Here is a 14,437-nt window from a genome sequence, read left to right as displayed (position 1 = left end):
ACTAAAAACTTAAAACAATGGCAATAAAACAAGAAAAGCAAGACCGCGAAAAAAGAACATGTCTGTATGAAAGACATATAGCAGAGGGGGCTTTTATGGCTCCGTTTGCAAATTTCTGCATGCCTATTCAATATCGCAATATCCAATTGGAACATTTAGCAGTGCGTCATAATTGCGGATTGTTTGATGTTTCACACATGGGCGAGGTCACTGTAAAGGGAAAGGATGCTGAGCGCTATGTCCAACATATCTTTACAAACAACATCGCTGAGGCTCCCATTGGTAAGATATATTATGGTATGATGTGCTACGAGAACGGTGGCACGGTGGACGACCTGCTGGTTTATAAAATGGGTGAGAATGATTTCTTCTTGGTAATCAATGCAGCTAACATTGATAAGGATTGGGCATGGATGCAACAGCAAGCTAAGGGATTTGACATTGTTTTGCAGGATCGTAGTGACTTCTATGGACAGATAGCCTTGCAAGGACCAGAAGCTGAGCAACGTATGGAGGAGGTCTTGGGATTACCATGTCGCGAGATGGCTTTTTATACCTGTAAAACCATTGATGGCGTCATTGTGTCGCGAACGGGTTATACGGGTGAGGATGGATTCGAGGTGTATGCTTCGCACGATTATATCCAGCGTTGTTGGGATAAATTGATTGATGCCGGCGTTCAACCTTGCGGATTAGGTTGTCGCGATACCCTGCGTTTCGAAGTCGGTTTACCTCTTTATGGCGATGAGTTATCTGAAGAAATATCTCCCATCATGGCAGGATTGGGTATGTTTGTTAAACTTGACAAGCAGGAGTTTGTCGGTAAAGAGGCGCTGGCTAAACAGAAGGCCGAGGGACCGGCGAAGAAACTTGTTGGCATTGAGTTAGAGGATAAGGCAATTCCTCGCCATGGTTATACTGTTCTAAAAAATGGAACCCCCATTGGTGAGGTTACTACAGGATATCATGGGATATCAGTAGATAAGAGCGTATGTATGGCCCTTATCGATGCTGATTATGCTGCATTGGGAACTGAGGTGGAAATTCAGATTCGCAAGAAGGTGTTCCCTGGAAAAATAGTGAAGAAACAATTCTATCATAAGAGTTATAAAAACTAAAAACTTAAAATTAATACTATGGCTAAAGTAATTGACGGACTCTTTTATAGTGAGTCACACGAGTATGTAAAAGTTGAAGGTAACATTGGTTACATCGGTATCAGTGATTATGCTCAGCATGCCTTGGGCAATGTTGTATACGTCGATATGCCCGATGTGGATGACGAGATTGAGGCTGGTGAGGAGTTCGGTGCCGTGGAGAGTGTTAAGGCTGCCAGTGATTTGTTTGCTCCTGTCAGTGGTACTGTCGTTGAGGTTAATGATGTACTTGACGATCAACCCGAACTTATCAATCAGGATCCTTATGAGAACTGGATTGTTAAGGTTGAACTGAGTGATAAGTCGCAACTTGACAATCTGATGGATGCCAAGGCATATGCAAAATACTGTGAGAAATAATCATGTTTGATAATGGATTATAAGTATTTTCCCCATACAGAGGATGACCTGAAGGCGATGATGGATAAGGTGGGAGTGAAAGACCTGGATAGTCTTTATGCCCAGATACCTGATGCCATCCGCTTTAAGAACGACTATCAGCTGCCATCGGAGATGAGTGAGATAGAGGTTCGTCAGTTGTTTGACAAACTAGGCTCGCAGAATCAACAGATGACATGCTTTGCCGGCTATGGTGTATACGATCACTACACACCATCGGTAATACCAAGTCTGCTGCAGCGCTCAGAATTCCTTACGTCATATACTCCGTATCAGGCAGAGATTTCTCAGGGCACACTGCACTATATCTTTGAGTACCAGAGTATGATGGCCGAACTGACAGGCATGGACATCAGCAATGCATCGATGTACGATGGAACGACTGCTACTGCCGAGGCGATGATGATGGCTGTGGCTGCCGGCAAGAAAGTAAACAAGGTGCTAGTGTCTGAGGGCTTGAATCCAAAGACACGCAAGGTTCTTGATACCTATGCCCTTCATCAGGGCATTGAGCTGGTAAATATACCTCTCAAAGATGGTGTTACCGACATCTCAACAGCCAACTTCGACGGTGTTGCTGGTGTCATAGTTCAGCAGCCAAATGTTTATGGTATAGTTGAAGACTTCACAGGTTTTGCCGATACATGTCATGAACATAAGGCTCTCTTCATTATGGATAGTGTTGCTGCTGATTTGGCTGTGCTCAAGACTCCTGGAGAGTGGGGCGCTGATATCGCTGTTGGCGATGGTCAGTCGTTAGGTATTCCTATGTTGTTTGGTGGTCCTTATGTGGGCTATATGTGTTGTACGGAGAAGTTGATTCGTAAGATGCCTGGTCGTATCGTAGGTATGACCAAGGACAATCGCGACCAGCGTGCTTTCGTGCTTACCCTTCAGGCTCGCGAGCAACATATCCGTCGCCAGAAGGCAACATCAAATATCTGCTCGAATCAGAGTCTGATGGCGCTCTTTGTTACCATCTATCTCTCGTTGATGGGAAAACAGGGCGTGAAGGAGGCTGCTGAACTATCGTATGCAGGAGCTCACTATCTCTGCGATAAACTTGTTGAAACAGGTAACTTCCATCTGGTTTATAATCAGCCTTTCTTCAATGAGTTCTATGTGAAGTATGCCGGGGATGTGGATAAATTGCAGAAGCGTTTCATCGATGCCGGATTCCTTGGTGGCGTTAAGTTTGCCGATGGCATCCTTTTCGCTGTTACTGAGAAGCGTACTAAGGAAGAAATTGATAACCTCGTAAAGATTGCTGCCGTATGAACAACCGACTATATGGAAATCTGATCTTTGAACTCTCAAAGGAGGGGCGCAAAGGATACAGTCTGCCAAGGAATAACTATGGCAGTTACGAGATACCTGCTTCGATGAAGCGTGCTGGGGATGCTGAACTTCCTGAGTGCGACGAGCTTACCGTGGTGCGCCACTACACCAATCTGTCGAATAATAACTTTGGTGTAGATACCGGCTTCTATCCGTTGGGCTCTTGTACCATGAAGTATAATCCTAAAATCAACGAGGAGATGGCCGCTCTGCCTCAGTTCCAGAATCTGCATCCAGAGCAGCCTCAGAAGACGGTGATGGGTGCCTTGGCCTTGGTATCACTGTTGGAGAAATCGCTCTGCGAGCTTACTGGTTTGGCTCACTTCACCTTTAAGCCATACGCTGGTGCTCATGGTGAGTTGACGGGACTGATGACTATCGATAACTATCATCGCCATCGTGGTGACATGCAGCGTAAAAAGGTAATTGTACCTGATAGCGCACATGGCACTAATCCAGCCTCGGCTGCAGTATGCGGATTGGAGATTGTTGAGGTAAAATCTCTGGCCAACGGTCAGGTTGATTTCGAGGATCTGCAGCGTATCGTGGCTGAACAAGGTCAGGAGATTGCTGCTATGATGATGACCAATCCAAATACACTCGGCCTATTCGAAACTCGTATCCCTGAGATAGCGAAACTCATCCACGACTGTGGTGGACTGATGTATTACGATGGTGCCAACCTGAATCCTATGCTTGGTGCATGTCGCCCTGGCGATATGGGATTTGATGTGATGCACATCAATCTGCACAAAACATTCTCAACGCCTCATGGTGGCGGCGGTCCTGGCTCAGGTCCTGTAGGTGTTCGCGAGGGATTGCAGGATTGCTTCCCCTTCGTGTCGCCCTATCATGGCAACTATGCTGTGATGATGCGTGCTTATGCTTACATCCTCTCGTTGGGTCGTGAGCATGTTAAGGAGGTTGGGCCGTTGGCAGTGCTTAACGCTAACTATATCAAAGAGTGCCTGAAGGATGCCTACGAACTGCCCATCGATGGCCTGTGCTGTCATGAGTTTGTGTTCGACGGCCTTAAGGATAAGAGTACGGGTGTAACTACGATGGATGTGGCTAAGCGACTGCTTGACTATGGTTATCATGCTCCCACCATCTACTTCCCGTTGCTCTTCCACGAGAGTTTGATGGTTGAGCCCACAGAGAATGAGTCGAAGGAGACACTCGATGGATTCATTAACGTGATGCGTAAGATTGCCGAGGAGGCTAAGACCGATCCTGAGATGGTGAAGAGTGCTCCACACACTACGCCTATCGGACGTGTCGACGATGTCCTTGCAGCCAAGCATCCTGTTACGACTTATAAACAGTTAAAGAATGAACAAAACTGATTTGATTATCATCGGCGCGGGCCCTGGAGGTTACCGCGCCGCTGAATATGCTGCTAAGCAGGGCTTAAAGGTAGCTATTTTCGAAGGCTCTGAGGTGGGTGGAACCTGCTTGAATGTGGGTTGTATTCCTACTAAGACCTACGTGCATAGCGCTTCTTTTGATGAGGCGCGTGAGCGTATGGCTACGGTTGTGACCCAACTTCGTCAAGGTGTTGAGGGCATCCTCTCTCATCCTAACATCACGCTGGTTCGTGAGAAAGGTGTGTTTGTGGATGCTCATACCGTTGGCGACTACACCGCTGATAACATCATCATCGCCACAGGTTCTGAAACCAAATGGCTTCCAATTAAGGGCGTTGATGATCCTCGTGTGGTAGATAGCACAGGCCTGCTACAGCTAGAGACTCTCCCCAAGCGTCTTACTATAATCGGCGCTGGAGTAATCGGTATGGAGTTTGCCTCAGTATTCAATCGATTTGGTTCTGAGGTTACGGTCATCGAGTATCTAAAGGAATGCTTGCCTGCCCTGGATAGCGACATCGCCAAGCGTCTGCGCAAGTATCTGGAAAAGCAGGGCATCACCTTCAAGATGAAGACTGCCGTAGAGGATATCGCAGATATAGATGCTGACGTGGTACTGATGGCAACAGGCAGAAAGCCTCGTGTGCAGGCTGACTTTGCCAATGCTGGCGTAGAGTATGATGAACGTAAGGGTGTAGCTGTAGATGAGAACTTCAAGACAGCCGTGAATGGTATTTATGCAATAGGCGATGTAAATGGTAAGCAGATGTTGGCCCACGCTGCTGAGATGCAGGCTGTGCATGCTGTGAATCATATCCTTAACAAGGAGGATGCTATTCGTTTCGATATCATGCCTGCTGCCATCTTTACTACTCCCGAGGCTGCTTGCGTTGGCCTCACTGAGGATCAACTCAAAGAGCAAGGTTATGCCTATGAATGTCGCAAAGCATTCCATCGTGTAAATGGAAAGGCTTTAACGATGAACGAGACAGAGGGAATGTTGAAACTCTTCTCGGAACCTGAAGCAGGACGTATTCTTGGGTGTCATGTCTTTGGCGCCCATAGTGCCGATATGGTGCAGGAAGTCAGTGTGCTGATGTGTCGTGATACAACTGTCTCACAATTGCGCGACATGGTGCATATTCATCCCACAGTCAATGAATTACTGCTGACTGCTGCCCAGTCTTAAAAATCTCACGTTGTTCATCAGCAACTGTGCTGTCTCTTGGTCTATCAAGTGCTCATTCTTGTTATAGACAATGGTGCAGTTGCTGATGTTTATGTTCTTAACACATGACAATCCCTTGATACCTTTTGCTTTGATACCTGTTTTGCAGTTGTAACATACCACATTGTTGATGTGGATATCTTGAAACTGTGGTACCCATTGTCGGTCGACCTTTGAAAATACAGGTATTTCGCTGTTGTCGCCTGCCTGCCGATTAACATAGTCGCATTGAAAGCTGATGGCCTCGCCAGCAATGTCGTTCATCATGATATTACTAAAATAGAGCGCTTCCGTTCGTCCACCTCGGCTTAATGAACTCTTGAATCTCAGACCTACGTCTGTACCACTGAAAGTGTTGTCTCTTACCACTATGCGACGGATGCCGCTGGCAATCTCACTACCTAACACAAAGCCACCATGGGCATGGTTCACGGTGTTGTTCATAATCACCATGTCTTCGCATCCAGCGATGTCACGTCCTTTGGTTGGCTTGTTGCTTTTCAGACAGATGCCGTCATCACCCACACTAACATTACAGTTGACAATCAAGGCTCGTCTACAATCAGACAGGTCGATGCCGTCAGCATTTTGAACGTTCCATTCAGAGCGTACGGTGATTCCATCAATGATGATGTTCTCGCAGAAGCAGGGATGCACATGAAATCGTGGTGCGTTCTGAATGGTAACTCCTTCCAGTAGGATGTTTTGACAGTCGGTTAGTCTGATAAGGTCATTACGCATTCCTTCCTGTTTCTTGGCATCATCAGCAATATCGGGATAACCATTGGCCATCTGCCAAGGATACCACAGGTCGCCTTTCTCAGTCACTTGTCCACCCATATCCAAATAACGTTCCCATTCTGTGTTACTCGATTTCAGACGTTTAACAGGACGCCATTGCTGACCATTGCCATCTATAATGCCTTGCCCTGTGATAGCGATGTTTTTCTGTTTGGAGGCACGGATACAAGGATGAACGCGTCTGATTTCGTCATTCTTCTCAAGATAAAGACGCTTGTCTGGAGAGAACACCACGATGGCATTGCGTTCCAGATGCAATTCTGTATTATTTCTCAGGATGATAGGCCCAGTGAGCCACACACCTTCTGGCACAATGAGACGACCTCCTCCCTGCTCGGTCAACTGCGTCAACCCTTTCTCAAAAGCATCCGTGCATAGAGTGATACCGTCACCTATGCCTCCTACATCTTTCAGGTTTATCTCGTTCTGTGGAATTGCAAATGCTTCCACTGCCTTTACTTGTGTGGGTAAATCTTTGTAGCACGTATTATAGTCGATAGCCCATGTACTCAGTACAAAGCACAGTAGACTGCTTAGTATCCATAACTTATTGGTCATAGTCTATTGTTTAAACGTGCACAAAGATACGAATTATATCCGAAATGAAAAAGAAAACCACACTTATTTGTTCAAGGCCTCATACAGATGGTCGAGAGCAACGTCTGCATTACCATTGGCTTCGTTCAAAAGCGTAACAAATTTTGAGCCGATGATAGCACCGGTTGCATTGTCTTGTGCAGCTTTTAACGTTTGAGCGTTACTGATGCCAAAACCAATCATGCGAGGATTGCGCAGGTTCATGGCGTTGATACGGCGGAAATATTCCTGTTTCTGTTCGTCGAATGATTTCTGAGTACCAGTGATGGAGGCAGAGCTAACCATATAGATAAATCCATCGGTATGCTCGTCAATAAAGCGGATGCGCTCTTCGCTGGTCTCTGGGGTGATAAGCATGATGATGCGTAGGTCGTATTTGTCGGCAATGGGCTTTACAATGTTCAGATAGTCATCAAAGGGAAGGTCGGGGATGATGGCACCACTGACGCCCGCCTCTACACAACTCTGACAAAACGCTTCGATGCCGTAATGCAGAATAGGATTCAGATAGCCCATGAGCACGAGGGGAATCTCCACTTGTTCTTTAATGTCCTTCAGCTGACCGAAGAGCGTCTTCAGGGTCATGCCGTTCTTCAGCGCCTGTGTAGCTGCACTCTGGATGACAGGCCCATCAGCCAATGGGTCGCTGAAAGGAATACCCACCTCGATCATGGCAATGCCGCGGTGCTGCATGGCGAGAATCACGTCGGCCGTACCTTCAAGTGTTGGACAGCCTGCACAGAAATAGAGCGAAAGGAGTTTTTCGTTCTTCTTATTTTCGAATAGAGAATTAATCTTGTTCATAACTGTTCTAAGAATTGTTTGAGTTTATTGATATCTTTGATTCCTGGTGTTATTTCGAAACGAGAGTTTAGGTCAATGCCTATACACTTTGGATGACGGATGTTTTTTACTTTCTCTGCATCATCAGACCCGATGCCACCGCTGAGTAGGAAAGGCTTCTTTCCGTCATAAGCCGAGAGAATGCTCCAATCGAACTGCTTACCACTGCCTCCAACGGATAGACATTTTGTGTCGAAAAGAAAATATTCCACGACGTCTTCATATGCCTTGTATGTTGCGATGTCGTCACGGTCGTTAACACTGATAGCTTTTATGACAGGACGTTCCATCTGTGCAACATATTCGGGTGACTCATGCCCATGGAGTTGTATGTAATCAAGGTTATATTCGTCCGAAAGACTTTTGACAGTTTCAATGTCTTCATTCACAAATACCCCTACACGTTTTACCCTGTTGGGCAAATATGCAGGGCGTTCGCTGACAAATCGACTGGACTTTGGCCAGAAGATGAAGCCCATTAGGTTGATGCCCAGGGCCTCTGCCTCTCGGATATTCTCCGTATCCCTCATTCCACAAACCTTAACAATCATAACTGTGAGATGAATTCGTTTAATGACTTACCAGGGTCGGCTGTCTTCATGAAGTTCTCGCCAATGAGGAAGCCACGGAACCCTGCCGAACGGAGAGTCTTGACCGTCTCTGGGTTCGAAATGCCGCTTTCGCTCACCTTGACAGCGTCCTTTGGCAGAAGCTCAGCCAAACGGAATGAGTTCTCTACATCCGTGACAAACGACCCCAGATTACGATTGTTGATGCCACATACATCAGGCTCCAGTTCGGCATACTCTAGCTCCGCTTCCGAGTGCATCTCAAGCAGTACCTCTAGTCCCAATGCATGCGCCTTATCCATCAATTGCTTGCATTCCTGTTTCGAAAGACAGGCGGCAATCAGTAGAACTGCCGATGCCCCGCAGAGCGCAGCCGCATATAGTTGCGCTTCGTTGATAACGAAGTTCTTATAGAGAATGGGAAGTGTAACACCGCTTAGACGAGCCTGACGGATAAAGTCATCGCTGCCTCCAAAGTAATGCTCATCGGTAAGGATGCTCAGGGCAGCAGCGCCATTTTGCTGGTATGATAGCGGGATGATGTCGGCGCGTCCTTCTTCTTTAATCCATCCTTTTGATGGAGAACGGCGTTTAAACTCGGCAATGATACCCGTGTTGCTTTGGAGCAGAGCCTCGCGCAAAGAAGGCTTCTTTGCGCAGAGACGCTCTAGTTCTAGATGCTTATAAGCAACAATTTCTTGAAGAATATCCATGTCTTATGAGTTTAGTTCCACGAACTTCTTGAATGTGCGTAGGGCAGCTCCACTATCAATACTCTCGCGTGCTATCTCAATGCACTCTTCGATGCTCTTCTGTCCTTTTTCTAGCACTTGGATGCCAAAGGCAGCATTAGCTAATACAATGTTTTTCTGAGCTGGTAGGGCACGGTTTTCGAGTACCGAATCAAAGATTTCTGCGGCCTCCTCTTCTGTTGCACCGCCAACGAGCTCCTCTGGCTTTGCAATCTCAAATCCTAGGTCTTGTGGCTTGAAGATGCGCTCGTAGTCCTTCGTTGTTACTTTGAAGTCGCCGGTAAGCGAAATCTCGTCATAGCCATCAATGCTGTTCACAATACCATAGTCGATGCCTAGTTTCTGATACACTTGATGATAAAGACGCATTTGGTTTAGATTAGCTACACCAAGTAATTGGCACTTAGGTTGACTAGGATTGACAATGGGGCCTAGAAGGTTGAATATGGTGGGGAAGGGCAGGGCCTTGCGGATTGGTCCCACAAACTTCATAGCCTTGGCAAAGAGTTGGGCATGTAGATATACGATGCCAACTTCGTTGAGTGAACGGTTCAACTTGTCAATGTCATCTGTGAACTTAATACCGTGATGGGCAATTACGTTAGAGGCACCGCTCACCGATGTGGCTGCATAGTTGCCGTGCTTAGCAACCTTATATCCGGCACCGGCAATCACGAAACATGAGGTAGTCGAGATGTTAAATGTGTTCTTACGGTCGCCACCAGTACCGACAACGTCGATGTAACGGTCGCAGTCGAGAATGGCTGGTACGCCAGTCTCCAGAATGCCGTCGCGGAATCCTAATAACTCCTCGACGGTTACACCGCGCATCTGCAGGCAGGTGAGCAGCGCTGTAATCTGCTCGTTGGGATATTCACTCTGGGTAATACCAATCAGGATTGTTTTCATCTCCTCTCGGGAAAGCTCTTCGTGGTTTAACAGGCGGAAGAGATAGCCTTTCATTGTCTGTTCCATAATCGTGCTGTGTTATAGGAATAAGAAGTTTTGAATCATTTTTCTTCCATCGGGTGTAAGCACACTCTCAGGATGGAACTGGATGCCTCGGATGTTGAGCGTCTTGTGACGCAACGCCATGATTTGTCCCTCGTCACTGACGGCAGTAATCTCTAGACATTCGGGTAATCCTTCCTTAGCAACCACCCAGGAATGATAGCGGCCAATAGTGATGTCGCGTTCGACACCGCTGAAGATAGGGTCGTCAACGACGATGTGACAAGGTGTTGCCACACCATGAAAGACGTCCGATAGGTTCTCTAGTTTTCCGCCAAATGCTTCTCCGATAGCCTGATGCCCTAGGCAGACACCCAGAATGGGCTTCTTGCCAGCATAGGTGCGAATGACATCGAGCAGGAGTCCTGCTTCCGATGGAATGCCAGGACCTGGCGAGAGCACAATTTTGTTGTAGGGCTCAAGGTCTGAGAGCTTAAATTGGTCATTGCGCAGTACGGCGACTTCGGCTCCCAGCTCTTTTATTAGGTGACTCAAGTTATAGGTAAATGAGTCGTAATTATCAATAATGACTACTTTCATTGTTCTGTGGGTCTAATGGGTTATAGAATAGCTGCCTTCTCAATGGCTCTGCGAAGTGCACCCAATTTGTTGTTCACCTCTTGCAACTCATATTCCTCGTTGCTCTTGGCCACAATGCCACCGCCAGCTTGGAACCATAGTTCACCGTTACGACTGACGAAGGTACGGATAGTGATGGCCTGATTCAGACTGCCATCGAGACCGATGATGCCAATACAACCACCATAGGCACCACGGTTGTGTGGCTCATAGTCGCTGATAAGTTGCATGGCGCGAACCTTAGGCGCTCCAGAGAGTGTTCCGGCAGGGAAGGTGTCGATAAATGCCTTGATGGAATCGGCCTCTTGATCCAGTTCTCCTGATACACGTGACACCAGGTGAATCACATGCGAGTAGTACTGGATATCTTTGTAGTAGTCTACTTTTACATCATGACAGTTTCTCGATAAATCATTGCGAGCTAGGTCTACCAGCATCACGTGCTCAGCATTCTCTTTCGGATCGTTACGCAGAAACTCAGCGCCTTTGCGGTCGGCCTCGGCATCACCCGTACGTTTTGTTGTTCCTGCTATGGGGTCAATGTAGGCCTTACGTCCTTCTATGCGGCAGTGCGTCTCGGGACTTGAACCAAAGATGCGGAAACCGCCAAAATCGAAATAGAACAAGTAAGGACTTGGGTTGATGCTCCTCAATGCACGATAAAGTTTGAAATCATCTCCTTCGTACTTCTGGATGAAGCGGCGCGAGAGTACAATCTGAAACACATCGCCACGCAAGCAGTGCTGAATGCCTTTGCGGATATTGGCCTTGTGTTCCTCGTCCGTCAAGGGCGATGTAAAAGAACCCACAGGGTGGAAATCGTAAGCCTTTACAGAAGCCTTATTCATGGCTTTCAAAACGTCTGAGATATCAGAAATACTCTCATTACTTTCGGAGATACTCACTACCTTCAGCATGTTATTGTGATGATCGAATACGATGACCACCTTATATAATATATAAAGCAGGTCAGGAGCATCGTTCTTTATTTGTGTCTCGTCCTTCACGTTGATATCTTCAAAATAACGTACGGCGTTAAACGACGTGTAGCCAAAGAGTCCGCAGACGTTCGCATCCTCGCCTTCCACCTTAATATGGTCTATGAGTGCATGTATGGCCTTGTCCGAACGATAGTCTTTGTTTACCTCGTGCTTGAATGTCGTGCCATCTGGGTAACTGACAGTTGCGATGCCATGTCCGATGGCTACGCTGGCAATAGGGTTAATGCCAATGAAAGAATGTGAGTTGCTCTGGTCGTGATAGTCTGAACTCTCCATCAATGCGCTCTGCGGATATAGGTCGCGCAGACGCATATACACGCCTACTGGCGTATAAAGGTCAGCGAGAATAGTCTTGCTGCTTGTATGATAATGAAAGATTTTCTCCATGATTATTGTACCATTTCTTTGTTGTTCAAGTAAGTCTCAATGTCTTTGTCGCCGCGTCCACTCACTGTGAGCACCACCACATCATCCTTCTTGAAATTGAGTCTCGATAAGGCTGCGATGGCATGAGCGCTCTCGATGGCAGGGATGATGCCCTCCATACGTGTCAACTCGTAACCTCCACGAATAGCCTCGTCATCGTTAATTGACAGTACCTTTGTGCGACCTTGTTTTGCCATGTTGCAGTGCATGGGGCCCACGCCAGGGTAGTCCAGACCGGCACTGATGGTAAAGGCCTCCTCTATCTGACCGTCCTCGTTCTGCATCACCAGCATCTTGGCTCCATGCAGAATGCCCACCGTTCCTTTGTGAATGGTGGCAGCAGTGTGGTTCGTTTCCCAGCCGTGTCCGCCAGCCTCAGCCAACACAATCTTTACGCGTTCATCGTCCATGTAGTGATAAATGGTGCCGGCAGCATTTGATCCGCCACCGATACATGCAATAAGATAGTCAGGGTAGTTACGGCCAATCTTCTCTTCAAGTTGCCATTTGATTTCCTCCGAGATAACACTCTGCATCTTAGCCACCAGGTCGGGGTAGGGATGCGGTCCCATTGTAGAGCCAACAATATAGAAAGTATCGGCAGGATGACAGCACCAGTCGCGAATGGCTTCACTGCATGCATCGCTGAGTGTCATATTGCCTGTTCGGACAGGATGCACCTCGGCACCAAGCATCTTCATGCGCTCCACGTTGGTATGCTGTCGCTCCACATCTGTCGCGCCCATAAACACCTCGCATTTCATGTTCATCAGAGCACAAACAGTTGCTGTGGCCACACCATGCTGACCAGCTCCAGTCTCAGCGATGATGCGCGTCTTGCCCATCTTTTTTGCTAATAGAATCTGACCAATGGTGTTGTTGATCTTGTGTGCGCCTGTGTGGTTCAGGTCCTCGCGTTTCAGATACAGCTTGCAACCATATTTCTCGCTCATTCTGCTAGCATAGTACAGAGGTGATGGTCTACCCACGTAATCCTTCAGCAGGGCATGATACTCCTGCTTGAACTCCTCGCTCTCAATGATAGGCAGATAAGCCTTCTGCAAGTCCTTTACGCACTTATACAGAATCTCGGGCACATAGGCACCGCCAAACTCACCGTAAAAACCGTTTTCGTCAACTTGATACTTACTCATATTTTTAAATGTCTTTGTGTTAAACCTACTAAAACTTTTGAGGGGCCTGTCGCAAGAACGACAGGCCCCTCATCTTGTATCCTTATGCATTTGCTATAGGTACGTGGCTATCTTCTCACGATCTTTGGAATCTTGAGTTGCGCCACCACCAATAGTTGTTTGCAATCATTGTCATTTTTACAATTGTTTTTTAATTCGTCAGCAAAAGTAGATATTTTCTTTTAATCTGCCAAATTTTTAAGCAATTATTTTTCTTTTTGTGATAATATTCATTATACCAAGTGACTAATCAAGTCCTCGCGGTCACCAGGAAGCATGTCAATGACAGGAATCTCAATCATTGTGTAGCAACCAGGCTGCAGACGCATAGAGGCACGAGCCACATTTACTAGCACCTGACCAGTCAGGGCGGGGTTATTGATGCTCATATTGAACTCCAAACGCTGGTTCTGAGTCTTACCGCTCACACCCTTGCGTACCAAGTTTACACCATGACCCATGTCACGAACGTCATCTACGCTCTCAACTTGGAAAACGTGTGTTTCATCGCTAGCAAAGTATGGGTCGGCCTTGATAGCCTTAGTTACCTCTTCCAACTTAGCACCCTCTTCCAACTCAACATATACCATACGACGGTGGATACCTTCACCCAAGGGGATAGTCATTGAAAGTGCGTTCTTAACGCCCTCCTTAGAGCGAACACACACGCTGTGTCCCATTGACATGCCGGGGCCAAAGTTAGTATATGAGAGGCCTTTAGGAGCCAGACTCTGCATCAGTGTGCGAACAATGGAGTCTGAACCTGGATCCCATCCAGCGGCGATTACACTTACTGTGTTGGTTTTCTTATTCAAATCCATCAAAGTACGACGATAGTCGCGAATAAGTCCGTGGATATCAAAAGAGTCTACAGTGTTGATGCCCAAGGGAAGAATCTGCTTGGCATATTCCTCGCACGAGCGGGTAGGAGTAGCCAGAATGGCCACGTCTACGTCCTTCAACTCCTTGATGTCCTTGACTACCTCGTATGGAGCCAGTTCTGCGGGCTTGTTCTCTGCGCCGTTACGACGTACAATGCCTGCCACTTCAAAATCGGGAGCTGTTTCCAGTGCCTCGAGTGCATACTTACCAATGTTGCCGTAACCAACGACGGCTGCTCTTATTTTTTTCATTTTTGCTTAGTGTTTTGTTGTCCCATTAATCATTTGCGGTTGC

Annotated in this window: 14 protein-coding genes; 5 read left to right on the top strand and 9 right to left on the bottom strand. The window is 47.1% G+C overall.

Annotated elements, in window-relative coordinates; genetic code table 11:
- Positions 1 to 17: 17 nt before the first annotated feature.
- Genes gcvT through M1D30_RS09435 form a run of 5 tightly spaced genes read left to right on the top strand, consistent with a single transcriptional unit; the run spans position 18 to position 5,450 of the window.
- Positions 18 to 1,118, top strand: a complete 1,101-nt coding sequence (gcvT, locus tag M1D30_RS09455; protein ID WP_248503352.1) for a glycine cleavage system aminomethyltransferase GcvT — start codon at positions 18 to 20, stop codon at positions 1,116 to 1,118.
- A gap of 18 nt (positions 1,119 to 1,136) precedes the next feature.
- Positions 1,137 to 1,517 carry a glycine cleavage system protein GcvH gene (gcvH, locus tag M1D30_RS09450; RefSeq protein WP_248503350.1) on the top strand — a complete coding sequence of 127 codons (381 nt, stop codon included), beginning with the start codon at positions 1,137 to 1,139 and terminating at the stop codon, positions 1,515 to 1,517.
- A 12-nt stretch (positions 1,518 to 1,529) separates the two neighbouring features.
- A complete protein-coding gene (gcvPA, locus tag M1D30_RS09445) occupies positions 1,530 to 2,834 on the top strand; it encodes an aminomethyl-transferring glycine dehydrogenase subunit GcvPA (protein ID WP_248503349.1) in 1,305 nt (434 codons plus the stop codon).
- The gene (gcvPB, locus tag M1D30_RS09440) at positions 2,831 to 4,240 is read left to right on the top strand and encodes an aminomethyl-transferring glycine dehydrogenase subunit GcvPB (protein ID WP_248503347.1); all 1,410 of its coding nucleotides are present in this window, start codon (positions 2,831 to 2,833) and stop codon (positions 4,238 to 4,240) included. The genes gcvPA and gcvPB overlap by 4 nt, the downstream gene beginning before the upstream one ends.
- Entirely contained in the window at positions 4,227 to 5,450 is a 1,224-nt protein-coding gene (locus M1D30_RS09435) for an NAD(P)/FAD-dependent oxidoreductase (RefSeq protein WP_248503346.1), read from the top strand. The genes gcvPB and M1D30_RS09435 overlap by 14 nt, the downstream gene beginning before the upstream one ends.
- Here M1D30_RS09435 and M1D30_RS09430 read toward each other — a convergent pair.
- From M1D30_RS09430 to M1D30_RS09390, 9 genes are all read right to left on the bottom strand, one after another.
- Positions 5,424 to 6,848: a glycoside hydrolase family 28 protein gene (locus M1D30_RS09430; protein WP_248503344.1), complete on the bottom strand. Its 1,425-nt coding sequence runs from the start codon at positions 6,846 to 6,848 to the stop codon at positions 5,424 to 5,426. The genes M1D30_RS09435 and M1D30_RS09430 overlap by 27 nt on opposite strands.
- 63 nt (positions 6,849 to 6,911) lie before the next feature.
- The gene (gene trpA, locus M1D30_RS09425; RefSeq protein WP_248503342.1) at positions 6,912 to 7,691 is read right to left on the bottom strand and encodes a tryptophan synthase subunit alpha; all 780 of its coding nucleotides are present in this window, start codon (positions 7,689 to 7,691) and stop codon (positions 6,912 to 6,914) included.
- Positions 7,688 to 8,281, bottom strand: a complete 594-nt coding sequence (locus M1D30_RS09420) for a phosphoribosylanthranilate isomerase (RefSeq protein ID WP_248503336.1) — start codon at positions 8,279 to 8,281, stop codon at positions 7,688 to 7,690. The genes trpA and M1D30_RS09420 overlap by 4 nt, the downstream gene beginning before the upstream one ends.
- Entirely contained in the window at positions 8,278 to 9,012 is a 735-nt protein-coding gene (gene trpC, locus M1D30_RS09415) for an indole-3-glycerol phosphate synthase TrpC (protein ID WP_248503333.1), read from the bottom strand. Before trpC ends, M1D30_RS09420 begins: the two co-directional genes overlap by 4 nt.
- Positions 9,013 to 9,015: 3 nt before the next feature.
- The gene (gene trpD, locus M1D30_RS09410) at positions 9,016 to 10,014 is read right to left on the bottom strand and encodes an anthranilate phosphoribosyltransferase (protein WP_248507805.1); all 999 of its coding nucleotides are present in this window, start codon (positions 10,012 to 10,014) and stop codon (positions 9,016 to 9,018) included.
- 24 nt (positions 10,015 to 10,038) lie between these two features.
- A complete protein-coding gene (locus M1D30_RS09405) occupies positions 10,039 to 10,602 on the bottom strand; it encodes an aminodeoxychorismate/anthranilate synthase component II (RefSeq protein ID WP_248503332.1) in 564 nt (187 codons plus the stop codon).
- 20 nt (positions 10,603 to 10,622) lie between these two features.
- Complete coding sequence (locus M1D30_RS09400; protein WP_248503330.1) at positions 10,623 to 12,029, bottom strand: anthranilate synthase component I family protein; 1,407 nt, start codon at positions 12,027 to 12,029, stop codon at positions 10,623 to 10,625.
- 2 nt (positions 12,030 to 12,031) lie between these two features.
- Complete coding sequence (gene trpB, locus M1D30_RS09395; RefSeq protein ID WP_248503328.1) at positions 12,032 to 13,222, bottom strand: tryptophan synthase subunit beta; 1,191 nt, start codon at positions 13,220 to 13,222, stop codon at positions 12,032 to 12,034.
- A gap of 272 nt (positions 13,223 to 13,494) precedes the next feature.
- Complete coding sequence (locus tag M1D30_RS09390) at positions 13,495 to 14,394, bottom strand: diaminopimelate dehydrogenase (RefSeq protein WP_248503326.1); 900 nt, start codon at positions 14,392 to 14,394, stop codon at positions 13,495 to 13,497.
- Positions 14,395 to 14,437 lie beyond the last annotated feature (43 nt).

The sequence above is a fragment of the Prevotella sp. E15-22 genome, from assembly GCF_023204875.1.
Taxonomy (GTDB): domain Bacteria; phylum Bacteroidota; class Bacteroidia; order Bacteroidales; family Bacteroidaceae; genus Prevotella.
Note: the sequence above shows the minus strand (reverse complement) of the source record. Positions and strands in the feature narration are given on the sequence as shown.

Bases quoted from the DNA above. Each gene is read 5' to 3' on its own strand.
- gcvT (WP_248503352.1), top strand. From the start codon at position 18: ATGGCAATAAAACAAGAAAAGCAAGACCGCGAAAAAAGAACATGTCTG.
- gcvH (WP_248503350.1), top strand. From the start codon at position 1,137: ATGGCTAAAGTAATTGACGGACTCTTTTATAGTGAGTCACACGAGTAT.
- gcvPA (WP_248503349.1), top strand. From the start codon at position 1,530: ATGGATTATAAGTATTTTCCCCATACAGAGGATGACCTGAAGGCGATG.
- gcvPB (WP_248503347.1), top strand. From the start codon at position 2,831: ATGAACAACCGACTATATGGAAATCTGATCTTTGAACTCTCAAAGGAG.
- M1D30_RS09435 (WP_248503346.1), top strand. From the start codon at position 4,227: ATGAACAAAACTGATTTGATTATCATCGGCGCGGGCCCTGGAGGTTAC.
- M1D30_RS09430 (WP_248503344.1), bottom strand. From the start codon at position 6,848: ATGACCAATAAGTTATGGATACTAAGCAGTCTACTGTGCTTTGTACTG.
- trpA (WP_248503342.1), bottom strand. From the start codon at position 7,691: ATGAACAAGATTAATTCTCTATTCGAAAATAAGAAGAACGAAAAACTC.
- M1D30_RS09420 (WP_248503336.1), bottom strand. From the start codon at position 8,281: ATGATTGTTAAGGTTTGTGGAATGAGGGATACGGAGAATATCCGAGAG.
- trpC (WP_248503333.1), bottom strand. From the start codon at position 9,012: ATGGATATTCTTCAAGAAATTGTTGCTTATAAGCATCTAGAACTAGAG.
- trpD (WP_248507805.1), bottom strand. From the start codon at position 10,014: ATGAAAGGCTATCTCTTCCGCCTGTTAAACCACGAAGAGCTTTCCCGA.
- M1D30_RS09405 (WP_248503332.1), bottom strand. From the start codon at position 10,602: ATGAAAGTAGTCATTATTGATAATTACGACTCATTTACCTATAACTTG.
- M1D30_RS09400 (WP_248503330.1), bottom strand. From the start codon at position 12,029: ATGGAGAAAATCTTTCATTATCATACAAGCAGCAAGACTATTCTCGCT.
- trpB (WP_248503328.1), bottom strand. From the start codon at position 13,222: ATGAGTAAGTATCAAGTTGACGAAAACGGTTTTTACGGTGAGTTTGGC.
- M1D30_RS09390 (WP_248503326.1), bottom strand. From the start codon at position 14,394: ATGAAAAAAATAAGAGCAGCCGTCGTTGGTTACGGCAACATTGGTAAG.